A 22,029-nucleotide genomic window follows, 5' to 3' on the forward strand; every position below is an offset into this window, starting at 1 on the left:
TGCCGGTCAGTCGGCGGGCAGGCCGAACCAGCGGAGCAGCACCGGTCGTGCGTCGTCGGGGGCGTCCTCGGGCCCGCGGGCATAGCGCGCGAGCAGGGTCAGATAATCGTCGTGGAACGCGTCCAGCTCGTCCTTCGTGAGGTGGACGAGGCTGCGTGAACCTCGCATCCAGCCTTCGGACTCCGCCTGTCCGGCGGTGAACTGCCGGGCGAGCTCGACGTCCTCCTCCATCCTCATCCGGTCGAGCTCGGCCGACAGGACGCGCTCGGCCTCCGTCAGCTCGTCCTGCGGCGGTCTGCGGATGTCGAGGCCGCGCACCCCGCGCCACCAGCGTTCACGCCCGGTGGAGCGCTCGGGGATGTCCTCGATGAGGCCACTGCGCTCCAGCATGCGCAGGTGGTAGCTGAGCGTCCCGGTGTTCTCGCCGAGGGCGGCGGCCAGCGTGGTCGAGGTGGCCGGGCCCGCTGTGCCGAGGTGGCGCAGGATCCGCAGGCGCAGGGGGTGCGAGAGGGCCTTGAGCACCTCGGGGCTGTTGACCGTGCGCTGCTGCTCTGCGGCTTCCGCGCTGCGCTCTTTCGTCATGGCGTCAGTCTATCCAGACAGCAGTAATTTCTCTGCAGACCTTCCTCTGCAGAGAAATCTCTGCAATGCTGTGACGCATGACACCGAACCGAGTGACGTCGAATCCCGCAGTCCGCCGCTTCACCAGAGCTGCCGCAGGGGCCCTGATTGTGGGGCTCGTCCTGGGCGCCGCACCCGCGCGAGGAGTCGAACGGGCAGTGAGTCCACCCGAGTTCGACTTCTCGGCCTGCCCGACCGTCGACGAGCTGCCCGCGGGAGCGGACCCCGGGACCTGGCGTTGCGAGGCCATGCACGCCACAGGGCACCTCCGCATGGGCGCCGTCGACGAGCCGCTCACCGAACCCATGAGGATCACCTTCGCGGAAGGCCGTGTGGACGGTGAATACCGCCAGATCTTCGGGGGGATGACCGCTGCGCCGGTCCAGGTCGGAGGCACCCCGTTGACCCTGACCCCGCAGTACGGCGGTTACTCGGACTTCCTGTCCGACGACACCCGGCGCGGCGAGTTCGACATCAAGTTCGCCATAGGCTGGGCGCACGGGCTGCCGGGCATGCCGTCGTCGGGCTGCTCGGTGGGCAACGATCGCGACGCGGTCCACCTGGTGCTCAAGGACACCGATCCCACCCGGGTGATATCCCAGGACCCCCTGGTCGCCGCCTTCGGCGCCCAGGACGCGGAGTTCGCCGCCCCGGGCACCACTGGCTGCGGCCCCCTGAGGCGCGTGCTCGACCGGGTCCTGGGCCTGCCGTCCGCGGCCGGGACGAACGCCTTCGACATGGATGTCACGGTGGCCATCCGGCCCTATGCGCAGACGGGTGAGGTTGAGTAGGCGTCAGCACCTGTAGGCCAGGTGACGTGGTTCTTGCCGCCTGAGCCGCGCCACGGGTCACCTGCAGGGTCCTCCCATCGACATGGATGCGCCGCACGCCTGACGCAGCCGTTGTCGCTGCACCCACCAGCAGTGCCGGAGCACTGCCGTTGAAGGCGTGTGATCACCCGGTCGCCTACCCGATGTGCACTACGGGCAACGCAGGGCGAGTCTTGCTGTGGGCTCGTGGCCGTCCCGATGGCTCTTCTCTCCCGGTGGGGCGGCGTCCGCTGTCCATTGCGGGCCCCTTCCTGGAGGTGACGTGTTGTCCCGAATAGCCATGCCTCAGGCGCCCCGGCGGCTGCGTCGAGGCGGTGTCCGGTTGTGGACGTCGGCTGCGAGCGTGGCCCTGGCGTCCAGTGCCCTGGCAGGTGGTGCGTACGCGGGAAGCGCCAACGACGGCCATGCTGAAGCGGTGAAACCCGCCGCGCCGGCCGGTTTCGCGGACCCGTGCTTCCTCTTCCCCGACTTCCCCGGGTGGTGCCCAAGCCGCCCCGGCTACCCCGGACGTCCGGGGCGCCCCGGTCCTTCCGGTCCTCCCGGCCCTTCCGGACCTCCCGGCCCGCAGGGCCCCGCTGGACCTGCCGGTCCTCAGGGGGCTCAGGGCGGGACTGGCCCGCAGGGGCCCACGGGGCCGCAAGGGCCGATGGGCGACACCGGCAGTCAGGGCCCGGTCGGGCCGCCTGGGATCGACGCCGCTCCCCACGACCTGGTGGACTTCACCGTCGGAGCCGCGACGTTCACTCCTCCCGCCGGGGTCACCAAGGTCTTCGTGCAGATGTGGGGCGGGGGCGGGGGCGGCGGGGGCGCCAGTCAAGAACTGACTTCCGTCCCCTTCGGCGGAGGCGGGGGCGCCGGTGGTTTCGCCTGGTGCGCCGTCCCGGTGACCCCCGGAACGGCCTACCCAGTAGTCGTCGGTCAGGGCGGGGCAGGCAGCCCGTCCACCGGGCAGGACGGCGCCGACGGGGCGGACACCACTATGTCCGGCGATGGCGGTGTCACCGCCACCGCACGCGGCGGCGCCGGCGGACGCTTCGGGGGCCACCTTCCCCTGACGACCAGTCCTGGCGGAATGGGCACCTGTCAATTGACCAGCGGTACGACCCGTCAAGGCGCCGCAGGTCAGCCACCCGTCACTGCCGATGGGCCGGCAGGCCAGGGGGGTCAGCCTGCGGTCAACGGCATCGTCGAACCCACGCCGTCGGGGGCAGGTGCCGGCGGCGACGGCGGCGCGCTCCACCGACGAGTTGCCCCTGACGGCGGCGCCGGATACGCCGTCATCTGGTGGTAATGCCGCACGTCTGACCGGCGCCACGACGCAGCACAGCGGCCCGGAGCCCCATGAACGGGGTTCCGGGCCGCTTCTCCCACGCGACCTTGGCCGCGGGCGTCGTGCACAAGATGGTGCTCCGCTCGGATGGCGAAGGCCCGAATGGCCGGCGCACGCTCATCGGTCATGAGTTGTTGGGCACACGGGTGATGGTGAGGAGCGCCATGTCATCAGCTCTCCGGCCACCGGCGTGTCGGCAGTGGTCGGCGACCAGAGCGTCGAGAAGCGCGTCTGGGCCGGCATGGCGATGTTCCGTGCATACGCCGGTGGGGTCGTAGAAGATGCCCGTCTCGTTCCGTGCTTCGGTGAGTCCATCGGTGTAGAGCAGGAGAGTGGCCCCGTCGGGGAACGCCATCGTGTCGACGCACGCGGGGCTGTGGTCGAGAGCCCCCAAGCCCAGGGGCGGGCTTCGCCTTGAGGGCTCGACATATCGCACCGTGTCTCCGAGGATCAGCAAGGGCGCCGGATGGCCTCGGTTGACCAGTCGGACCTCGTTGCCCCGCGGGGGGAACTCGACCAGTACGCCTGTGACGAAGCCTTCGAACTCGGTCAGGATCCCGGACTGTTGAGCTTCGAGGACGACGGCTTGCTCCAGCCGTTCCAGGAGACCGGTCAGGGTGGGCTCGTGCCGGGCTGCTTCGTGAAAGGTCCCGATACCGACCGCGACGGCCCTGACGGCCCCCATCCCCTTGCCCCGAACATCGCCGATCACGCAGCGCACGCCGAACGGCGTGTCGACCACGACGTAGAGGTCCCCGCCGATCCGCGCATCCGCCTGAGCGGCCTCATAGCGTGCGGCAAAGCACAGCGGACCGATTCTGTCCGGCGGGCGTGGCAGAACAGCACGCTGAACAGCCGCCGCGATGTCACGGACGGACTCCAGCTGCATCTTCCGGTGGTACAGCACGCGATTGAGGAAGACCGCGATCACGGTCACTGTCGCAACCATGATCAGCTCGCTGAACGCGATCGCACTCCAGCGATACCCGAAACGCCGGAACAGCAACCAGTCGACGAGAAGCGCGATCACCCCGGTGAGGACGGTGCCCCGTAGGGACAGCAGAGGCGCTGCCGACAAGATCGCAGCCGCGTAAAGGGCCGAAGCGCTGACGGTGCGGGGCGTACTGATGTCGATCAGTACGGCAACCAGAAGCAAGAGGGCCGGCAGCAGGCGGCTCCACTTCCCTACCCACTTCCACGCTCCCAGCCTTGCCACGTGCGTAGCTCCCGATTTTGCTGGGCCCCTGGTCAGCTCAGGCTAACCGCCCCCCATCCGCCCCGCTCCCCACGTCACCTGACCGGCCCACGCCGTGTTCCACCCCACGGCGGTCACCACCCAGGCGGGGGTACGCCGAGCGTGTGCGCCGTGAGCGCTCGGGTCGTTACGGCACGGCTGGTTCGGCGATTGGTCTGCCGCATCATTCGTGTCGCTCTTTCAGGACCGCGTGGCACAATCCTCCCCTGATCACGGGGGCACACAGCCCCCGACCTGGGGGTACGGCTGTGCGCAGGATGAAGCGGGCCGTCGTGGCGGTAGCGGCCATCGCGCTCGGAGCCGTGGGCTGCGACACCGACGACGCCGGCACGTCCGCAGCCCCGGCGTCGACGTCGCCTCAGCCTCGGCCCGCGGGCACCGGACCGCTCACGAAGGAGGCTGTGCGGGCGGACCTCGACACCTCGGCGGCGGAAGCGGGCCTTCCCGCGAACGTACCGGCGTACGCCCGCACGAACGGAGGGGCCTTGCCTGACACCGCCTGCCCCGCTGTGGGTTGAGGGTCAGCAGACCCACGGCCCGGGGAGTTCGGCTCGCACGACGTCGAGATCGGCAGGCGTGCGTCCGCGGGCGTGAATCCAGGACCCGTCCTCGGTGCAGTCCCGGCGCACGAGTCGGCCGGGAGCCGCGCACCACCGCAGTGGCGATCAGCTCGTCAAAGGTCGGCGGCCTTGGTCGTCAACGGGCGGCAACGCCGCGTACGCTCGCTCGACCTCGCCCAGGTACTGGTCCAGGCGGAAGCGAACTTCCTCGACAGGCCTTCCATCGAGGCCCGGGTACATCAGATCGGACCAGACGACCGTCTCGCTTCGGAGCCGGACTCGGACGGTCAGTCTGCCGGGCCCCGGTTCGGGCTGCTCCTGGGTCGCCACATCCACCGTGCACGGGTTCTCCGTCGGATAGAGCGGCCCGCCTGGGCGGAGCGGCCGCCTCGGACCGAGCCCGGCCATTCTGCTGTCGCTGCGCGTGATCATGTCGAGGGCATTGACGAAGAGGTACGTGTGAACGGCGGCACACGCAGGCAGCCCCGGGCACGCGCCGATGAGCAGCGTGCTCACCGCGGCATCGCTTCGCCCACCGGGCAAGGCGGCCCTGAGCTTGTGCGCGGATCTACGCGGCATCCGCGGGATGTGACGTCACGGGCCGATAGTAGCGTCTACGTCGTGCCAGGTCGGAAGGCTGAGGCGGCGGACGATGACCATCCTGGGCAAAGGCTGACCTGCGGCGACGCGGTCCTGCCCCTGCTGTGCGGCGCAGCTTCCGGCTCGTTACTGCTTCTCCGGCGGGACCTTCGCCGCAGGCGCCACCCGGCGGGGCCGGAACACTCGGAATATCCGTTTGATGCCCTTTTTCAGCCCTTCCAGCAGCGCATCGCCGATCAGCTCCATGATGATCCACGCGACACTGCGCAGGATGGCGCGCACGATTGCGCCGACTATCTCTTCCATCCGCTCCTCCGAGGTCCGCGGCGGATGACGATACACGCGGGCGTTTGCGCGATCTTGGCATGGCGGCCCGCCGGCCCACGAGATGGCCGCGGTGCCTGTCCGATCCGCGCCATGGGAAGTCCATGAAGCGCTGATCAGCCGTTCTCCGCCTCCAGGAGCAGCGCATCGAGCGCCGCACGCGCCGCGGTCAGTTCGGCGGGGGTGGGATCGGCCGGTTCGTGCGGAACCAGCGCGGCGGGGTTGACCACGACAGTGGCTCCCTCATCGGCGACGAGGGCAGACAGTGCGCCGATGTCGATCGGCGGGACGACGCGGCCGAGCCGACGCAGCGCGGCCGTGATCGGGGGCCTAGGGAAGGGAAAGTCCGGGGGGAGCAGCCCGGCCTGCTGGGAGTGGTCGGCGCCGTGGAAGTCCAGGACCCAGTTCTCCCAGCGCGGCAACGGCCAATGATGGATGCCGACCACGGTCCGCACGGCCCAGAGCGAGACTGTGCGGGCCTGCGGGTCGAAATGGACGCCGCCGTGCGGCATGTCGGTGAGCGCGGGGGTGGCCGGCGTCGCGGCGAGCAGGTCGATCAGGCCGGGGCCGGAGGCGAGTTGCTCTATGGGTTCCCAGTCGCTGCCCCACGCGCGAACGCTTCCGTCGGGCAGGCGGAGGGAGACGACGGAGCTGGGGTTGGGGTACTCGGTGTCCGCGAACCCGGCCGGCTCGAAGGTCTCGAACCAGCCCGGCTCACGCGTCAGGTCCCTCCCGAGGCCCAGGTGGTGGGTCAGAGCACCCATGCCGTCGTAAGCGAAGCGAAGGTCCCAGCCGGGCCATGTCCGGGCCACTACGGCGCAGGCGGCGAGGTGATCGGCCCAGCCGCCGCAGTCGGCGAACCACAGCAGGATCCGGCGGTCGTGGTCGACGAGTGCGGCGCCCTCGCACCACACATCGTCGAGCCACTCGTCGATCTCCCGGTTGGCGCGGAAGCAGCGTGTCGCCGCGTCCGGACCGGGCAGCAGATCGTCGACCACCCGGTTGGCGCCCCAGTGCGAGTAGTACCGCTTCCAGGCGCCGTTCTCGACCACCACGTATTGCGCTCGTGCTCCCATGCGGAGCGAAGCTAGTTCAGGTGGACGAAGGGCGACGAACGCTTTTCAGGCGACGAGTACGGAAAGGGCGCCGACGACCGGTGAACTGGAACCGCGGGCGTGCGTGCATGGCAGGCGCTGTTCGTCGGCGTCGTCACGCCCCAGACGCTTACGGTTGCGGTCCGTTGATCTCCGGTCGGCGGACGCGACGGAGTCGCCACGCGTGGATCTCGCCGTAGAGCACGGATGCCGCAAGGATGAGGAGCACGGCCACGATGCTCGCCGACCACCGTTCAGGCACCCACCAGTGGCCTACGACCGCCCACGCGGCGGCGATCGGCACGGCGAGGAGGTAGCCGCGCAGACGTGCACGCAGCGGACGCACATCGTGCCGTGGTTCGACTGCCATGATCGACCCTGTCTCGTCGCGGGATGACGCCTGATCACCAGCGTATGCCGAGCCCCTTTGCCCCACAGTCCGACGCTCCAGCCGGCAGGGGGCCAGAGCGCCGCCTTGGTCCTGTTGTGCCAGGATCTGCTGCCGTGACGGACCACGACCACGACCCTCTTGCCGGCCTCGACGACGTGCCCTGGGCCCAGCTGCACCATTCCTACGGCATGGCCGACGACGTCCCCGGACACCTCCGGGCGATGCAGGCGGGGGTCTGGGACGGCCGGTACCCGCCAAGTGCGCAGCTCGCGAACCACATCGTGCACCAGGGCACGCGATCGCAGGCCGCGGTGTACACCGTTCCGTTCCTCGTGCGGATGGCACTCGACCCGAGATTGGTCAATAGGCATCGGTTCGTCGGTCTGCTGGTCGCCATCGCGATCGGGCTGGACAACAACTGTCTGCCGAACGGCTACGACCCTCAAGAAGACCGCACCAACCTGGCGAATCTACGCGGTGAAGCCGACGTCTCGGCTCGGTGGATCGGCGAAGCGGCCGACGAAGAGCAACGCAAGGAGCGCGAGGAGATCTGGGCGCACGTGCTCATCGGTGCTGAGGCCTCGGTGCGTTGCTATGACGCCGTCCGGGAGGCACTTCCCGCCCTCGCTGTCCTGCTGACTGCGGACAGCCCTGAACTGCGGGCCGAGACGGCGAATTTGCTGGCGTGGTTCCCTGAGTCCGCGGGAATGTCGATTCCGCTCTTGAAGGCGTTCGTCGTCGATGAAGGCTCGCCCGGCGCGGCAGCGACGGGAGTGGTCGCTCTCGGCCTGCTCGGCGATCCGGCGATCGTTCCGTTCATCGGACGCTACCAGGACAGTCCGGTCGTCGAGTTGCGCTGGGCCTCCGCGTTCGCGTTGACGCGGTTCGGCATCGCCGGCCCGGCCGTTGTCGAGGTGCTGACGCAGGTCGTCGCCCGGCCGCCTGGGCACACCGAGACCATGTCGTTCCTGAGCGGTTCCTACAGCGGCCTCGCGGCGATGGCCCTGGCCGAGATGTCGGAGGCCACGACGCTCCAGGCGGTCGATGCCATGCTCGTCGGCCTGGCTGCCAGTACGGGCGCCGAAGGGTTTTATGACAGGTACTACACGGCGCGGATGCTGTTCGCCCTGGCTTTCCCGGGCGATCCCGCCGAACCGCCGCAGTCCTTCGCCGACCTGAGCAACGTGCAGCAGCGTGTCGTGCGTTTCGTCGCCGACCGGGACGAGACCGCCTGGCCGTCCATGGACGCTTTGCGTCGGTGGGGGGGGGGTGCCGACCAGGCGCGCCGACCTGCGCGTATACGCCGGGGTTGCCGAGGCCGGCCAGTAGGCCCGTGCCTGCCCGACCCCTCGCCGAGGGGCGGGCGTGCGGTTGGCCCCGCTCAGCTGTCGAGGAGGCTCCAGCCCCGGTTCGCGTACCAGTAGTGCGGCAGGCCTTCGATGCTGCTGGTGCGGAACGCCAGGCCGTGGTCGTCGATGCGTTCGGTGCCGGTGCGGCCCTGGGAGGACCAGTCGAGTTCCAGGTACCAGCGGCAGTCGCAGCTGGTGGTTCGGGCGTCGACGAACAGCACTTCGGGGTCTTTGGAGGACACTCGGTAGGGCATCTGGAGTGCCGGGGTGGTCGTTCCGCTGTCGTTGCCCGGGACGGGGCGGGCGATGGGCCGGTCCTTGTCGAGGTTCACGGCGAACGAGCGGGGGCTCATGTCGCTGCCGCAGCCTTGGCCGGTGGAGTAGACGGTGCCCTTGACGGGGGCGGTGCGTCCGATGACGCGGACCCGTAGTGCCTCCAGGACGACGGCCGTGTCCGTCCGCCCTTGCACCGAGATGGAGAGGAGTATGTGGCCGCCGTGGACCGCGCCTTGGGTGCGGGCCCAAGGGGCGGCGTCCTGGGGGGCGGGGGGTGGTGGTACTTGCTGGGGTGGCTTGTTGATGACGTAGTCGTGCAGGCAACCGACGTCCCAGAGCTGGGAGTTCGAGGTCCAGGTGAGGGGCGGGGCGGTGGGGGAGGCCTCGGTGGAGGGGTTCGTGGACGGGCTCGATGAGCGCTCGCCTACGGCGGGTGCTTTCGGTGAGGGCGCGCCGGTCGGACGGAGGCGCGTGGCGGAGGCGGGTGCGGACGGTGTCGGCGAGCCGTGCCGTGCGCCCGCGGCCTGGGTGGTCGTCGTGCCGGACCCCTGGTCGTCGCCGGTGGCCGAGGAGTAGCCGGACCGCAGGGCGGACAGGCTGCCCAGAGTGGCGATCAGCGCGGTCACGACAGCTGCGGTGACCACTGAGCGGCGCCTGTGCCAGGGTATTCGCGTGGCGGGGCGCGATGCTGCGTCGGGCTCGCGCGACGAGCCCGCAAGGACCTTCTCGGGGGCCTGCCGGGGTTCCGCCGACGGGCCGGCCGCGGGGCCGGGCGCCGCGGCGGGCACAAAGTCGGCGGCCGCCTCGGAGGCGGAGTCGGCGGCCACCGCGGACACGAGCTCAGCTGGTCCATCGACGGGGGAGTCCTCGCTGCCCGCCTCGCGGGCTCCGGCGACCTCCGGTGCGGCTTCGCCCGACGCCCGGGACCGCTGTCGTGCCGCCACGGCCAGGACCCACAGCCGGTGCAGCTCGATCCGTTCGGCCGGACTGGCCTCGCACATCGCGGCGAACCGTTCCACGGGTGCGTAGCCGAGCGGCACGGCGTCCCCCGCGCAGTACCGGTGCAGCGTCGAGGCGTTCATGTTCAGGCGGCGTGCGAGTGCCGCGTAGCTGCGCCCGGTGCGGGCCTTCAGACGCCGCAGCAGGGCCGCGAACTCCTCCACCTCGTCCTGGGTCGACACCGGTTCCCCCCGCCTCGCGTCCCAGGACGGCATCCCAGGCACTCCCTATAAGGAGAGGTCAACAGGCCTGGGATGGTTCCACCGTTGCGGATGGGGCGCCGTCCGTTGTCCCCGGACCGCGACGCCGCCGATGCTCTTGGTGTCGCCGGAGCCGTCCTCCGCACCACGAGGGTCGAGGAGGCCGCCCCGCGCACAGCGACGTACTTCCGCACCCATCGAAATCGGGGAACCACACTGATGAACAGCAACACGACCTCCCGCAAGCACGTCCGCCGCACCGTTCTGATCGCCGGCCTCGTCGCCGCCGCGGCCCTGCCGGTGGGGCTCACCGCGTCGGCACAGGCGTCCGTCACCGCCCCCGTCAAGGTGTCCGCCGTCGCCGCGCCGTCGGTCAGCGGCACGAACGGCGAAGCGGTCACCCGGGTCGCCGACTTCTACGGCGCGTACATCGACGCCAAGGGCGACTACGAGGACCCGGACGGCGCGCTGGCCACGGCGCTTCGCAAGCACTACCTGAACACCGAGTTCGCGCAGCGGCTGGCGGCCTGGGAGGAGGACAACGGCACGGACGGCGTCCTGCGTGCCCAGAACGTCCCGGCGCGGTGGAAGGTGACCGACAACGGCGCCGTGGGCAACGGCCACGAGGTCATCGTCACCATGACCTACGGCAGCGGGGCGACGACCCAGAAGATCAAGCTCTTCGTGCTGCTGGAGCGCTACGACCACATCGTCGACATCGAGACCACCAGCGCTCGCTGACGCGGAGCCGTGCCGTCCGGTCCGTCCCGACCGGCACAGGACACCGGGGGCGGGTCGAGGGATGCTCTCCCGGGGGTACGGGCTCCGTCCGTGCCCCCGACGGCACGGTCGCCCGTCCCCTGCGCCGCTCTTGCGACGGCGCCCGCCGGCGGAGAGTCGCCGGGCGGGCGCCGCTGATGTTCCTCGGGGGCCGCCAGGTGGCCGGGGCCGGGGCCGGGGCCCGTAGGCTCCGCCCGCGCGGTGCGGGCCCTCAGCCGACGCGGCGTGCCTTCACACCATCGGCCTCGAGGGCTTCGCGGCAGTAGCCGTGAGTGAATCGATGCCCTGCGGCAACTATTGCCGCAGGGAGGTGTTCGCGCGGAGCCGTCGCCGCCGCGCGCAGGGCGCGGGCCCGTGTGGTCACTTGGTCCGCTTCGCCGCTGCTCCGAGGGTTACGCATAGCGACCGACAAGCGGGGCAGACGCGGAGTCAGGAGGTTGATGACATGGTTCCTTTGGTGCTTGTTCTGCTCTTGGCCCTGATCCTGTTCGGCGCGGGGTTCGCCCTCAAGGCGCTGTGGTGGATCGCGATCATCGTGTTGGTGGTGTGGGCGCTCGGGTTCGTCTTCCGGGCCGCCGAGGGCGGCGGACGTCGCCGCTGGTACCGATGGTGATCTGACACCGCTCAGTCCAGGGGTGGGGTTCGTGCAGCCGGCAGGGCCGCGAACCCCACCCCTTTGTGCTGCCCTCCCGCGTTGCGGGTAGACGCACCGGTAGCGGCTCGTCGGCATCGCGTTCCGGAATCAGCGCGTACCTCCCCGGCGAGCCGCCCCCGTGCACGGCACTGCCGGCCGAGGAATCCGGATGACATCGTGAACAGGCGCTGCCTATCGTCGGCCCATGGCCTTCGACCTCGCGAGTCTCACCCGCCGCCCGATCACCACGACGGACGCCGCCGCCCTGGCGGAACTGCTCAACGCGATCGAGGTCGTCGACGATTTCGGTGAGTACTACTCCGAGTCCGACGCTGCCGACCAGATCAACGCCCCTCTGCTCGACCTCGACCGCGGCACGGTCGGCGCCTTCGACGGCGACCGCATGGTCGGCTACTCCTCCGCGGCGCACAAGCCGCTGGCCGAGGGGGTGCACCGCGTGGTCGTGAGCGGCGGCGTACATCCGGAGTATCGGCGCCGAGGACTCGGCGCTCAGCTGCTGGCCGCCGGGATCGCCAGTGCCAAGGTGCTGCACACGATCCATCACCCCGGCCTGCGGCTTGCCGTCGACGTCCAGAACAACGCGCTCAACGACAGCGCGCTCGCCTGCTACCAAGCTGCGGGGATGACGCCCCTTCGCTGGTACTCGCACATGCGGCATCCGCTGGGAGCCGCCATTGTCGACGTGCCGGCACCCGAGGGCTTCGTCCTCGAGGGCTATTCGGGCGACAACGACCCCGAGTTCTACGCGGTCGGCAACGAGGCCTTCCTCGATCGCAGGGGCGGCGTCCCGATGCCCCTGGAGCAGTGGCGTGGGCTGCTCGGCTGGCAGGCGTTCCGCGCTGACCTCAGCTTCCTGCTGCGCGATGCGGACAGCGGCGCGGCCGTCGGCATGCTGCTGACCTTCTTCTGGGACGCGGACACCGAGGCGACCGGTGTCCGTGACGCACACTTCATGCGCATCGGAACCTGCCGCGCGTACCGCAAGCGCGGCGTGGCCGGTGCGCTGATCAGTCACGCGCTGCGTTCCGCCCAGGACAACGGATTCGATCGCGCGAGCCTCGAAGTGGACGCTGACAGCCTGACCGGAGCGAACGGGCTGTACGAGCGGGCCGGTTTCACCGTCGTCCGCACTGAGGTCGGCTACACCCTCAACGTCTGAAGGCCGGTTCGTCGGTCACGACGCGGCTCCCGAATCCCCTCCGCTCCCACGCCGGCGAAGGGAGCCGCCGGGCTACGCGGCCATCGAGTGCGAGCCGGTGCTCCGGCCGGCGGTATGCGGAGACTGCTGGTCGCCGAGCATGTCGAGAAGGACCATGGCGTCGTGGGCGGGGTCCGCGGCGTCGGCGTAGTAGGCGAAGAGACGGCCCCCGCTACTGATCCGCCCACCGGCACGACCACGAGGGTGCGGCTTCCTGCCGCGCCCTCGTGGCCCGTCTCCCGCCGCCGCGGATGGGCATTGCGCAGTGCCGACCGGGCCCATCGGCCGCCCGCACGAGAGGGGGACGCAGGGTCGTCGAGGCTCCGGCTGGTCCCCTGTCTGCGAGGATGTGCCGTATGAACGTGCGCAGCAGGAACCAGGTGAAGGTGTCCGGCCGAGTCGGCGGCCCTGTGGTGATGCTGGCGCACGGGTTCGGGTGCGATCAGAACTTGTGGCGGCTGGTCATTCCGACCCTGGAGCGCGACTTCACGGTCGTCCGCTTCGATCACGTCGGAGCCGGCCGCTCGGAACTGTCCGCATGGAGCGAGGAGCGGTACTCCAGCCTGGACGGCTACGTCGACGACCTGCTGGAGATCTGCGAGGAGATCGGGCTCGGTCCGGTCACATTCGTGGGGCACTCGGTCAGCGCGATGATGGGTGTCCTCGCCGCCGCACGGCATCCGGAATCGTTCACCGGCCTGGTGCTGCTCGCCCCGTCGCCGTGCTTCATCGACGATCCCGCCGACGGTTACCGCGGCGGCTTCACCGCGCAGGACATCGAGGAACTGCTGCAGTCACTGGACGCGAACTACCTGGGCTGGTCAGGGGCGATGGCGCCGGTGATCATGGGCAACCCCGAGCGCCCCGAACTGGGTGAGGAACTGACCACCAGCTTCTGCGCCACCGACCCGGACATCGCCCGCGTCTTCGCGCGCGTGACCTTCCTGTCCGACAACCGGGCGGACCTGGCCCGGGTGACGGTGCCCACCCTGGTCGCCCAGTGCTCGAGCGATGCGATCGCCCCTCCGGAGGTGGGGGATTACGTCCACGCCGAGATCAAGGGCAGCGAACTGGTCACCCTGAACGCGACGGGACACTGCCCGCAGCTCAGCGCCCCCGAGGAGACCGCCCAGGCGATCGCCGCGTTCGTGGGGACGCTGCGGTGATGTGCCGGCCCGATGGCGACCAGGACCCTGAGCCCGAGTCCGGCGAACGACCCCATGACGACCAGATGTTCTCCGCCTTGCTGGAGGACAGTGCCGAGGACCTGTACGAGAACGCCCCCTGCGGCTACCTGTCGACGCTGATGGACGGCCAGATCGCCAGGGTCAACACCACGTTGCTGAACTGGCTCGGCTACAGCCGCGGCGACCTGGTGGGCCGGCGGACGTTCTCCGACCTCCTCACGGTCGGCGGCCGGCTCTACCACGAGACCCACTTCGCACCGTTGTTGCGCATGCAGGGCGAGATCAGCGGCATCGCCTTGGAGATGAAGGCGGCAGACGGCAGCCGGATGCCCGTACTCGTGACGTCGGTCGTCAAGACCGGAGACGACCGGCAGCCCCTGCTCATCCGGACCACGGTCTTCGACGCCCGCGACCGCCGGGCCTACGAGGAGGAACTCCTGCGGGCCCGCAGGGAGTCCGACGCCGAACGAGAACGCCTCCAGCAGTTGGCCGCCACGCTGCAGAAGACCCTGCTGCCGCCGACGCTGGAGAACGTGCCCGGCCTTGACGTCGCCGCGCACTATCACATCGCCTCCACCGACGAGGTCGGCGGCGACTTCTACGACCTGTTCCCCCTCGGTAACGGTACCTGGGGGCTGTTCCTGGGCGACGTGTGCGGCAAGGGCGCGGCGGCCGCCGCGGTCACCTCACTCGCCCGCTACACCCTGCGCGCCGCCGCCGTCTACAACCCCGAACCGGCCGCCGTCCTGAGCAATCTGAACACCGTGCTCAACCACGAGTACAACGGTGACGACCCGCGCTACTGCACCGTCATCTTCGGCGTGCTCACCCCCGAGAGCGATCACGACGGCTTCCGTATCACTCTCGCCGGCGGCGGGCACCCTCCGGCGATGCTCCTGCGGGGCGACGGCACCGCCGACTACCTGCCCACGCCGGGCGGGCAGCTCGTAGGTGTCCTGCCCGACGCCCACATCGCGACCACCAGCTTCCGCCTCGGTGCCGGGGACACCCTGCTGCTGCACACCGACGGCCTCACCGAGGCCCACACCGCCGCCACGGGCGACGACCGGTACGGAGACGAGGCCCTCCTCGACTTCGGCCGTGCTCTGGCCCCCACCACCGCCCCGGACACCATCGACGCCATCCGCGTGCTCCTCGACACCCTCGGCGCCGGGGTGGACGACGACACGGCCGTCCTGGCCGTCAGCGTGCCCCGAACCCACCGTGAAGAGCGCCAGTGAAACAGCTGAGCATGACCACCCGCACGACTCCTTCCGGCCCGGTCGTGGAACTGGCCGGAGAACTCGACCGCCACAGCTCCCTCGACTTCCGAGAGCTCCTTCCCGGGCTCGCCATCACGGCGGGCCAGCAACTCCTCGTGGATCTGGGCGGCATCACGTTCTGCGACTCCAGCGGCATCACCGCCTTGATCGTCGCGCGCAACCACGCGATCACGGCTGAAGCGACCGTGGTTCTCGCCGCCGTGCCCGAACGCGTCGGCAGAATCTTCAGCAGGGTCGGCCTGGACCAGGTCTTCCCTGCCTTCCCCACCGCCGAGGCAGCCGAAGCCGCCTGGACGCCCCCACCCATCTGAGGCCACGCCCCGCGGCACGTGAATGCGCTGCCGGCGGCCGCCTCTGGGGCCGCTTCCCGTCATGGTTCACGCCGAACGCCGGTTGCGGCAGCAAGTTGCCTTGCGGAGGGCGGCGAGTACGCCGGAGCACCCTCCACGCGCCCGCTCGCTGCTCACCTGTCTCGTGTCCGAACGTCAAAGCCGGAGTTCCGGAGTCGGCGGCGGCCCGCGTGATGGCCCGGGACCGGGATGGGTGCTCCGTCGTCGTCCGCCGGTTGCCGGGGCTCGCGGTCCGCCTCAGGGTGGAAAGGGGGTGTGCCTGGATCACTTCAGGGACGGAGCTCATGGTGAAGTTCGGGATCTCGACCTTTCTGACCGACGAGAGCATCAGCCCGGCCGTACTGGGGCCGGCCCTGGAGGAACGGGGCTTCGAATCGGTGTTCATCAGCGAGCACACGCATATCCCGGTCCTCCGGGAGACCCCGTACCCCCGCGGTGAGCTGCCGCGCGAGTACTACCGCACACTGGACCCCTTTGTCGCCCTGACCGCGATCGCCTCGGTGACCGAGAGACTGCTGGTGGCGACGGGTATCGCGCTGGTCGTGGAGCGGGACCCGATCGTGACCGCCAAGGCGGTCGCCTCGCTCGACCTGGTCTCCGGCGGCCGCATGATCTTCGGCATGGGCGTCGGGTGGATCCGTGAGGAGATGCGGAACCACGGTACCGACCCCCGCAGCAGGGGGCGTCTGGCCGACGAACGGATGCGGGCGATGATCCGGCTGTGGACCGAGGAGAAGGCCGAGTTCCACGGTGAGTTCGTCGACTTCGACCCGGTCTACAGCTGGCCGAAGCCGGTGCAGCGCCCGCACCCGCCGATCTACGTCGGCGGGGGCGAGGGCGCCTTCGCCCGGATCGCGGAGTACGGCACGTCCTGGCTCGCCCTCGGTGGACGCCCGGACCGGCTCGCCGATCAGATGGGGCAACTGCGCCGTACGGCACGGCGGGACGTCCCGGTGACGGTCTCCGGCACGCGCCCGGAGGATCTGCAGGGATACGCGGAGGCAGGCGTGGAACGGGTGCTGTTCCGCCTGCCGACCCTGCCGGAGAGCGAGGCCCTCCGGGAGCTGGACAAGCTGGCCGCCGGGATCAGTGTCCGCCCCTGATCGAGGCTCCCGCGTCGGCGAGTCCCGCCTGGCACCGCCGAGGGAGCCGGCTCGCCCCGCGATCCTCGTCACATCCGGGGCCGCGTTGGCTTGCTCGGCGGATTCGCTCCCTCCCGGGTTCGGCCCCGGGCCCGGGCGGCGGCCCGCACCGTCAGTCCGCGGTCTCGGTCAGTCCGTGTGGTGCTGCGGTTCGGACTGATCGGAGTCGCTCATGGTGAGAGCCGTGCGCGCGGCCTGGAGCAGTTCCTCGGAGATCGGGTTGCCCCGGGTGGCGCGGGCGAGGACGAGGGCGCCGACCATGGTGCAGAGCTGGGCCATGCCGTCGTCGTCGCCGGTGGCCAGCCGGGCGGCCCGGCTCCGGACCCCGTTGATGTAGACGCGCTGGGAGCGGGCGGCCTGGTCGGGTTCGCGCCCGAGGTCGGCGGCGAATCCGGAGACGGGGCAGCCGTCCCCGGCGTGATCGCGGTGCCAGATCGAGAGGTATTGGTCGATCAGCGTGCGGCGGGCGGTCTCGTGGTCCCCGGAGGGCTCCTCCAGCCCGGCCGGCGAGTGTGCCGCCGGATCCTCGAAGGCGTGGGCGATGGCCTTGTCGACCAGGTCCTCCTTGGAGGCGAACTGCTTGTAGAACGCTCCGTGGGTGAGCCCGGAGGCCTTCATCAGGTCGGCGATGCTGACGGCGGTGCCCTTCTCGCGGAACATCCGGGAGGCGGTGGCCACGACGTACTGCCGGTTCTCCTGCGCTTGCGCTTTGGACGCGCGGCCCACGGGATCACTCTCCTCAAATAACTGTCGCTTGTCATCTATCGTATCCCGTGTTTAGTCTGATGGCGACATCTATTTTGTCGGCAAGGCCGCCCAGCAGGTCAGGCCGGGCCTGGCGCCGCCCCGCGCCGCCCACAGCCGACGGTCCCCGCCCGGCAATCGCAGAACCTTCGACAGCACTGGAGACGCCCCGTGGCACTGCCATCCACTCCCGCCGAGCCCTCGACGCCCGAGGAGTCCACGCCACCCGTGCCGCCCGCCCGGCGACGAGGGGTTTCCGAGGTGGTCCACCGCCGGCGCTGGGCCATCCTGGCCGTGCTCGCGTTCAGCCTCCTGGTGGTGATGCTGGACAACTCGATCCTCAACGTGGCGATGAAGACCATCGCCCAGCCCGCCCCCACCGGTCTCGGCTCCACCCAGAGCCAGCTGGAGTGGGCGGTCAACTCCTACACGCTGGTCTTCGCCGGACTGCTCTTCACCGCGGGTCTGCTGGGCGACCGGCTCGGCCGCAAGAAGGTGCTGCTCTTCGGCATGGCCGTCTTCGGTGTGGGATCCGTGCTGTCCGCGCTGTCGGACTCCTCCGGGCAGCTCATCACCTTCCGCGCCGTGATGGGCTTCGGCGGCGCCTTCATCCTGCCCGCCACCCTCGCGATCATCATGAACGTCTTCGAGCCCGAGGAGCAGCCCAAGGCCATCGGCATCTGGACCGGTGTGGTCGGTTTCGCCATAGCCGCCGGCCCCATCGCCGGCGGCGTCCTGCTGGAGCACTTCTGGTGGGGCTCGGTCTTCCTGGTCAATGTGCCGATCGTGGTCGCCGCGATGATCGCGATGGTGGCGATCGTCCCCGACTCCAAGGACCCCAGGCCCGGCAGGCTCGACCCGGTCGGCGTGCTGCTGTCGATCGTCGGTCTGGCGGTGCTGGTCTACGGCATCATCAAGGGCGGCCAGTTGGGCGACTTCACCCGGCCCGAGGCGTGGGCGACGATCCTGGCCGGCCTGGCGGTCCTCGGCGGTTTCGTGGTGTACGAGGCCCGCAGCGACCATCCGGCCCTGGACGTCACCTACTTCCGCAACCGGCGGTTCTCCGCCTCCGTCGCCGCCATCGGCCTGGTCTTCTTCGCGCTCATGGGCGTCACGTTCTTCAGCGTCTTCTACAACCAGAGCGTGCGCGGCTACAGCGTCCTGCAGTCCGGACTGCTCGTGCTGCCGCTGGCCGCCTCCCAGATGTTCTTCGCCCCGCGGGCGCGACTGGTCGTGGGCCGCTTCGGCGCCCGAGCGGTGTGCGCCACCGGCCTCGTCCTGACCGCCGTGGCCTTCGCCGGCTTCCTCCTGCTCGGCCAGGACACTCCCATCTGGGTGCTGGAGGTGCTGTTCTTCCTGATGGGCACGGGGATGGCCCACGTGATGCCGCCCGCCACCGTCATGATCATGTCGTCGCTGCCGCGGGAGAAGGCGGGCTCCGGGTCCGCGGTCAACAACACCTTCCGGCAGGTCGGCGGGGCCATGGGCGTCGCCGTGCTGGGGTCGCTGCTGTCCACCACCTACCGCAACGGCATCGGCGGCCACCTGAACGTCCTGCCCGGCCCCGACCGGCACGCGGCAGGTGAATCCGTCCAGGCGACCCTTGCCGTCGCCGAGAAGCTGGGACCGGCCGGCAGGGCCCTGGTGCAGCCCGCGCACGACGCGTTCATCCACGCCATGCACATCACCGCGGCGGGGTCCGCGGTCGTCGCCCTGATCGGCGCGGTCGTCGTGCTGGTCTTCCTGCCGGGCAAGGCTCCCGCCGCGGCTGTCGGTGGTGCCAAGCCGCAGCGCCGGCCCGTCTGACCTGACCCGGTCGGTGATGGCGGCGTGGGAAGTCGCCACACGGACCCACGGTGACATTGCGGGGGCCAACGTCTCGCTGACGGCTCCGCTCCCCCTCTGATCACACCTCACCTCACGTAATGCCTATGACTTTCGAAGGAGATCACCCCATGGTTGCGAACAACCTTGTTCTTGTCCCCGGTGCCGGCGGCGTGGGCCGCACGGTCTTCGAGCACTTGCGCGCTCAGGACGTGCCGGTGCGTTTCATGGTCCGTCGCGAGGACGAGCGCGCCGCCGAGTTGCGGGCGCTCGGGGCGGAGGTCGTCATCGGCGATCTGACCCGGCCCGAGACGGTGGCGGCCGCGCTGCAGGGCGTGACGCGGATGTACTTCGGTATGCGCGTGTCGCCGGAGCATCTGCTGGCGGCCACCGTGGTGGCCTCCGTCGCGAAGGAGTACGGGAAGCTGGAGGCCCTGGTCGACCTGTCGCAGATGACGGTGTCGCAGATGACCGCCACCAGCACCGAGGAGTCGCACCAGCAGCGGCTGCACTGGCTGGCGGAGCAGGTGCTGGACTGGTCCGGCCTGCCCGTGGTCCACATCCGGCCGACGGCGTTCCTGGACACTCCGCTGTTCACCGCACTGGCCGCGCGGACGATTCAGGAGAACGGCACGATCGCGCTGCCGTTCGGCGCCGGACGCACCTCACCGGTCGCCGTGGACGACGTCGCCCGCGTCGTCGCCACCGTGCTGCGCGATCCGGCTCCCCACATCGGCCAGGTCTACGAGCTGACCGGGCCGCGCTCGGTCGACATGACGGAGCTGGCCGAGGAGTTCTCCCGCGCGCTCGGCAGGCCGGTGTCGTACGTGGACATGCCTCCGGAGCGGTGGGAGGCCCAACTCCCGAAGCTGGGGATGCCGCCGCACCTCGAACAGCACGTCGCCACCATGGCCCGGCTGCACCGGGACGACCGCTACAACCGCACGGCCGACGGCGTCGAGCGCGTGACCGGCGTGGCCCCCCGGTCGATCGAGGCGTTCGTGGCCGCCCGCAAGGACTTCTACCTGGGCTGAGCCGCCCCGGCCAAGGCCGGCCCCGGGACGACTGCCGTCGCGGGGCCGGCCGGTTCCCGCTCCTTGGGCGCCGCTCCAGTCCTCGCCCCGCTCCGCTGCGCCGGCCTCGCGCTAAGGTGCCGGCGAGACAGGAGGGCTGGCGTGTCACTTCATCCCAGCGAGACGGAGAGAGCCATGATCGCGAGGACATACAAAGTCGCCGCGGTTCTCGCCGCTGTGTCGTGGAGCGCTGCGGGATGCGCTCTCTTCCCTTCCGACCCCGCGGGCCCGGTGTCCGGCGCCCGGGTCGAACACGGGACGGTCCTCGTCAAAGTGCCGACGTGTCCCGGATCCCTCCAACGTCGCTTGGAGGTCCGGGACTTCGACTCCGGGTCCGCGACTCCGGTCTGGTGGGCATCCGACCCCATCAGTGGAGCGGCCCGTCGAGGGGAAGTAGAGCTGTTCACGGGGAACGGATTCCGACACAGCACCGGAGCACCAGGTGCAGTGCCGCATACCGTCGATGTTGCTTACGTGGACTCCGAAGGCGACGGGTGGAGTGCCGTGTTCAACGTGAAGGAGATCGCGCAGGAGAAACCGATCGTGGGCCAGTACTGGACCGAAGCAGGTCCCAAGACCGCCGCTCAGATCGACGCCCAGCTTCGATGTCGTCACCAGAAGGCGAATAGCTGACAGGTGACGCGGGCAAGGAACCCGCCCGATTCGCGGCCGGTGTGCTGACCCGGGCTGCCGTCACAAGGAACGCCGTCAGTTGCGGAAGTCAGCAGGGCGGCCATGAGGTGCACGGATCGGAACAGCCGGCGCACGAGGGCTACGCGGGGCCGTCGCTGGGCCGTCCCAGGCCCGGCTTCCGGCAAATGCCGGGCCCGAGTGTCGGCGGTGGCCGATAGTGTCGGGTGTCGTGATCGACTGGACCGGGGTGCGCGAGCGGGTTCTGGCTCTGGGCGCTGCGCCCGGCAGTGACAGGGTGTTCGGGGCGATGGGGCACGGCTTTGTGCTGGACGCACCGTTGACGCTCGCCGAGGTGGCCGATCTCGAGGCGTGGTTGGACGTCGAACTACCCGAGGACTACCGCTCGTTCCTGCTGCAGGTGGGAGCGGGCGGAGCCGGCCCGGCGTACGGCGTCTTTCCGGTGCGGCGCGAAGGTTCGGACTGCTGGCGGTGGAACGGCGACAGCCCTGAGGAGCTCGAGCCGGGCATGCTCGCCGAGCCGTTTCCGGGCGGGCCGGATCCTGAGGCAGCGGCAAGGATCCTGGCCGAGCAGCCGTTCCAGGAGCAGTTCGAGGACCTTGCCGATCTCGACGCCGCCTTGGAGACGTGGGAGGAGCGTCTGGTCGAGGTGCAGTACGACCCGCGCTCCACTGCCGGGGCGCTGTGCCTGTCGGATGAGGGCTGCGGGCTGACGGTCTGGCTGGTCGTCACGGGCTCGGAGCGCGGACGCATGTGGCGTGACCCGCGCAGCGACGGCTCGGACCTGCATCCGATACGTGACGCCGCCGGTTCTCCGCTGGACTTCGCCGCTTGGTACCTGGGCTGGCTCACGGCCGCCGAGGCCGTGTGCGGCTCGTGGCAGCCGTGACCTCCGTGACCCGCGCCCTGCCCTGCCCGACGCGACGAGGACCGGCGGGTCTCAGGGGTCGGTCGGTGATCCGACCTGTGTCGTCCACCTGACCCGGGCGCGTCGGTCCATCGCGCGGGCCGCCGGGGCGGCGACGCGATCGCCCGCGCGCTGAGACCGTCCGACCATTTCGGCCGGACGTTTTGCGCTGACTGTTGACCCGTCAAGACATCCGATGTTCACTTCCCTTGACGCGGCCATGCCGATGTCGTGATGTCCCCGCACGCCGTACCCCCGCTTGTTGTGGGCGCTGTGAGAGCGAACAGCCTCGTACGCCCTGTTCTGGCAGTTCAGTTGCAGGTCCCGATCGGTGCATCGCTTCGCCGTGCCCGCTTACGGCGCGGGGAGCGAATGCTCCGTAGAAGCAGTCCGGCCCAGTCATCCG

Annotated in this window: 22 protein-coding genes; 14 read left to right on the forward strand and 8 right to left on the reverse strand. The window is 70.1% G+C overall.

Annotation, left to right across the window (positions count from 1 at the left end; translation table 11 throughout):
- Positions 1–6 precede the first annotated feature (6 nt).
- Positions 7–582: an ArsR/SmtB family transcription factor gene (locus ACFYXS_RS05260; RefSeq protein WP_389244061.1), complete on the reverse strand. Its 576-nt coding sequence runs from the start codon at positions 580–582 to the stop codon at positions 7–9.
- 197 nt (positions 583–779) lie between these two features.
- Between ACFYXS_RS05260 and ACFYXS_RS05265 the strand changes: the two genes are divergently transcribed.
- Both ACFYXS_RS05265 and ACFYXS_RS05270 read left to right on the forward strand, forming a co-directional pair.
- On the forward strand, positions 780–1,412 hold the full coding sequence (locus ACFYXS_RS05265) for a hypothetical protein (protein WP_389244063.1): 633 nt from the start codon (positions 780–782) through the stop codon (positions 1,410–1,412).
- Positions 1,413–2,229: 817 nt separating this feature from the next.
- Complete coding sequence (locus tag ACFYXS_RS05270) at positions 2,230–2,742, forward strand: glycine-rich domain-containing protein (RefSeq protein ID WP_389244696.1); 513 nt, start codon at positions 2,230–2,232, stop codon at positions 2,740–2,742.
- Positions 2,743–2,905: 163 nt separating this feature from the next.
- On the opposite strand, the gene ACFYXS_RS05275 is transcribed toward ACFYXS_RS05270, so the two are convergent.
- The 5 genes from ACFYXS_RS05275 to ACFYXS_RS05295 all read right to left on the reverse strand — a co-directional run bounded on the left by ACFYXS_RS05275 (position 2,906) and on the right by ACFYXS_RS05295 (position 6,984).
- On the reverse strand, positions 2,906–3,997 hold the full coding sequence (locus ACFYXS_RS05275) for a PP2C family protein-serine/threonine phosphatase (protein WP_389244065.1): 1,092 nt from the start codon (positions 3,995–3,997) through the stop codon (positions 2,906–2,908).
- Positions 3,998–4,701: 704 nt separating this feature from the next.
- On the reverse strand, positions 4,702–5,112 hold the full coding sequence (locus ACFYXS_RS05280) for a hypothetical protein (RefSeq protein ID WP_389244067.1): 411 nt from the start codon (positions 5,110–5,112) through the stop codon (positions 4,702–4,704).
- Between the two features lie 210 nt (positions 5,113–5,322).
- The gene (locus ACFYXS_RS05285; RefSeq protein ID WP_389244069.1) at positions 5,323–5,502 is read right to left on the reverse strand and encodes a hypothetical protein; all 180 of its coding nucleotides are present in this window, start codon (positions 5,500–5,502) and stop codon (positions 5,323–5,325) included.
- 134 nt (positions 5,503–5,636) lie between these two features.
- On the reverse strand, positions 5,637–6,596 hold the full coding sequence (locus tag ACFYXS_RS05290) for a hypothetical protein (protein ID WP_389244071.1): 960 nt from the start codon (positions 6,594–6,596) through the stop codon (positions 5,637–5,639).
- 148 nt (positions 6,597–6,744) lie between these two features.
- Positions 6,745–6,984, reverse strand: coding sequence for a hypothetical protein (locus ACFYXS_RS05295; RefSeq protein ID WP_389244073.1), 240 nt, complete (start codon positions 6,982–6,984; stop codon positions 6,745–6,747).
- 134 nt (positions 6,985–7,118) lie between these two features.
- Here ACFYXS_RS05295 and ACFYXS_RS05300 point away from each other — a divergent pair, with 134 nt between their 5' ends.
- On the forward strand, positions 7,119–8,429 hold the full coding sequence (locus tag ACFYXS_RS05300; protein ID WP_389244075.1) for a HEAT repeat domain-containing protein: 1,311 nt from the start codon (positions 7,119–7,121) through the stop codon (positions 8,427–8,429).
- Here the strand turns inward: ACFYXS_RS05300 and ACFYXS_RS05305 are convergent.
- Entirely contained in the window at positions 8,387–9,811 is a 1,425-nt protein-coding gene (locus ACFYXS_RS05305; RefSeq protein WP_389244077.1) for a helix-turn-helix domain-containing protein, read from the reverse strand. The genes ACFYXS_RS05300 and ACFYXS_RS05305 overlap by 43 nt on opposite strands.
- Before the next feature lie 237 nt (positions 9,812–10,048).
- On the opposite strand from ACFYXS_RS05305, the gene ACFYXS_RS05310 reads away from it, so the two are divergent.
- The 7 genes from ACFYXS_RS05310 to ACFYXS_RS05340 all read left to right on the forward strand — a co-directional run bounded on the left by ACFYXS_RS05310 (position 10,049) and on the right by ACFYXS_RS05340 (position 16,385).
- Positions 10,049–10,570 (forward strand): hypothetical protein, encoded by a 522-nt coding sequence (locus ACFYXS_RS05310; RefSeq protein ID WP_389244079.1) that lies wholly within the window; start codon positions 10,049–10,051, stop codon positions 10,568–10,570.
- Positions 10,571–11,054: 484 nt separating this feature from the next.
- A complete protein-coding gene (locus ACFYXS_RS05315) occupies positions 11,055–11,222 on the forward strand; it encodes a hydrophobic protein (protein WP_389244081.1) in 168 nt (55 codons plus the stop codon).
- A 226-nt stretch (positions 11,223–11,448) separates the two neighbouring features.
- Entirely contained in the window at positions 11,449–12,423 is a 975-nt protein-coding gene (locus ACFYXS_RS05320; protein ID WP_389244083.1) for a GNAT family N-acetyltransferase, read from the forward strand.
- Positions 12,424–12,818: 395 nt separating this feature from the next.
- Positions 12,819–13,628, forward strand: coding sequence for an alpha/beta fold hydrolase (locus ACFYXS_RS05325; protein WP_389244085.1), 810 nt, complete (start codon positions 12,819–12,821; stop codon positions 13,626–13,628).
- On the forward strand, positions 13,628–14,890 hold the full coding sequence (locus ACFYXS_RS05330; protein ID WP_389244087.1) for a PP2C family protein-serine/threonine phosphatase: 1,263 nt from the start codon (positions 13,628–13,630) through the stop codon (positions 14,888–14,890). Before ACFYXS_RS05325 ends, ACFYXS_RS05330 begins: the two co-directional genes overlap by 1 nt.
- A gap of 11 nt (positions 14,891–14,901) precedes the next feature.
- Positions 14,902–15,243 carry an STAS domain-containing protein gene (locus ACFYXS_RS05335; protein WP_389244090.1) on the forward strand — a complete coding sequence of 114 codons (342 nt, stop codon included), beginning with the start codon at positions 14,902–14,904 and terminating at the stop codon, positions 15,241–15,243.
- A gap of 326 nt (positions 15,244–15,569) precedes the next feature.
- Complete coding sequence (locus ACFYXS_RS05340; RefSeq protein WP_389244698.1) at positions 15,570–16,385, forward strand: LLM class F420-dependent oxidoreductase; 816 nt, start codon at positions 15,570–15,572, stop codon at positions 16,383–16,385.
- A 168-nt stretch (positions 16,386–16,553) separates the two neighbouring features.
- Here the strand turns inward: ACFYXS_RS05340 and ACFYXS_RS05345 are convergent, their stop codons facing one another.
- Entirely contained in the window at positions 16,554–17,150 is a 597-nt protein-coding gene (locus ACFYXS_RS05345; RefSeq protein WP_389244093.1) for a TetR/AcrR family transcriptional regulator, read from the reverse strand.
- Positions 17,151–17,345: 195 nt separating this feature from the next.
- Here ACFYXS_RS05345 and ACFYXS_RS05350 point away from each other — a divergent pair, with 195 nt between their 5' ends.
- The 4 genes from ACFYXS_RS05350 (at position 17,346) to ACFYXS_RS05365 (ending at position 21,605) form a co-directional block, all read left to right on the forward strand.
- Positions 17,346–18,974, forward strand: a complete 1,629-nt coding sequence (locus tag ACFYXS_RS05350) for an MFS transporter (RefSeq protein ID WP_389244700.1) — start codon at positions 17,346–17,348, stop codon at positions 18,972–18,974.
- Between the two features lie 149 nt (positions 18,975–19,123).
- Positions 19,124–20,026, forward strand: a complete 903-nt coding sequence (locus tag ACFYXS_RS05355; RefSeq protein WP_389244095.1) for an NmrA family NAD(P)-binding protein — start codon at positions 19,124–19,126, stop codon at positions 20,024–20,026.
- A 513-nt stretch (positions 20,027–20,539) separates the two neighbouring features.
- The gene (locus ACFYXS_RS05360) at positions 20,540–20,698 is read left to right on the forward strand and encodes a hypothetical protein (protein WP_389244097.1); all 159 of its coding nucleotides are present in this window, start codon (positions 20,540–20,542) and stop codon (positions 20,696–20,698) included.
- A 229-nt stretch (positions 20,699–20,927) separates the two neighbouring features.
- Positions 20,928–21,605 (forward strand): SMI1/KNR4 family protein, encoded by a 678-nt coding sequence (locus tag ACFYXS_RS05365; protein ID WP_389244100.1) that lies wholly within the window; start codon positions 20,928–20,930, stop codon positions 21,603–21,605.
- The last annotated feature ends 424 nt before the right edge of the window (positions 21,606–22,029 follow it).

Source organism: Streptomyces sp. NPDC002574, assembly GCF_042889545.1.
Taxonomy (GTDB): Bacteria; Actinomycetota; Actinomycetes; order Streptomycetales; family Streptomycetaceae; genus Actinacidiphila.

Excerpts from the sequence above, each read along its gene's own strand:
- ACFYXS_RS05290 (WP_389244071.1), bottom strand. The coding sequence starts at position 6,596 with ATGGGAGCACGAGCGCAATACGTGGTGGTCGAGAACGGCGCCTGGAAG.
- ACFYXS_RS05285 (WP_389244069.1), bottom strand. The coding sequence starts at position 5,502 with ATGGAAGAGATAGTCGGCGCAATCGTGCGCGCCATCCTGCGCAGTGTC.
- ACFYXS_RS05310 (WP_389244079.1), top strand. The coding sequence starts at position 10,049 with ATGAACAGCAACACGACCTCCCGCAAGCACGTCCGCCGCACCGTTCTG.
- ACFYXS_RS05260 (WP_389244061.1), bottom strand. The coding sequence starts at position 582 with ATGACGAAAGAGCGCAGCGCGGAAGCCGCAGAGCAGCAGCGCACGGTC.
- ACFYXS_RS05335 (WP_389244090.1), top strand. The coding sequence starts at position 14,902 with ATGACCACCCGCACGACTCCTTCCGGCCCGGTCGTGGAACTGGCCGGA.
- ACFYXS_RS05325 (WP_389244085.1), top strand. The coding sequence starts at position 12,819 with ATGAACGTGCGCAGCAGGAACCAGGTGAAGGTGTCCGGCCGAGTCGGC.
- ACFYXS_RS05295 (WP_389244073.1), bottom strand. The coding sequence starts at position 6,984 with ATGGCAGTCGAACCACGGCACGATGTGCGTCCGCTGCGTGCACGTCTG.
- ACFYXS_RS05320 (WP_389244083.1), top strand. The coding sequence starts at position 11,449 with ATGGCCTTCGACCTCGCGAGTCTCACCCGCCGCCCGATCACCACGACG.
- ACFYXS_RS05270 (WP_389244696.1), top strand. The coding sequence starts at position 2,230 with ATGTGGGGCGGGGGCGGGGGCGGCGGGGGCGCCAGTCAAGAACTGACT.
- ACFYXS_RS05355 (WP_389244095.1), top strand. The coding sequence starts at position 19,124 with ATGGTTGCGAACAACCTTGTTCTTGTCCCCGGTGCCGGCGGCGTGGGC.
- ACFYXS_RS05330 (WP_389244087.1), top strand. The coding sequence starts at position 13,628 with ATGTGCCGGCCCGATGGCGACCAGGACCCTGAGCCCGAGTCCGGCGAA.
- ACFYXS_RS05315 (WP_389244081.1), top strand. The coding sequence starts at position 11,055 with ATGGTTCCTTTGGTGCTTGTTCTGCTCTTGGCCCTGATCCTGTTCGGC.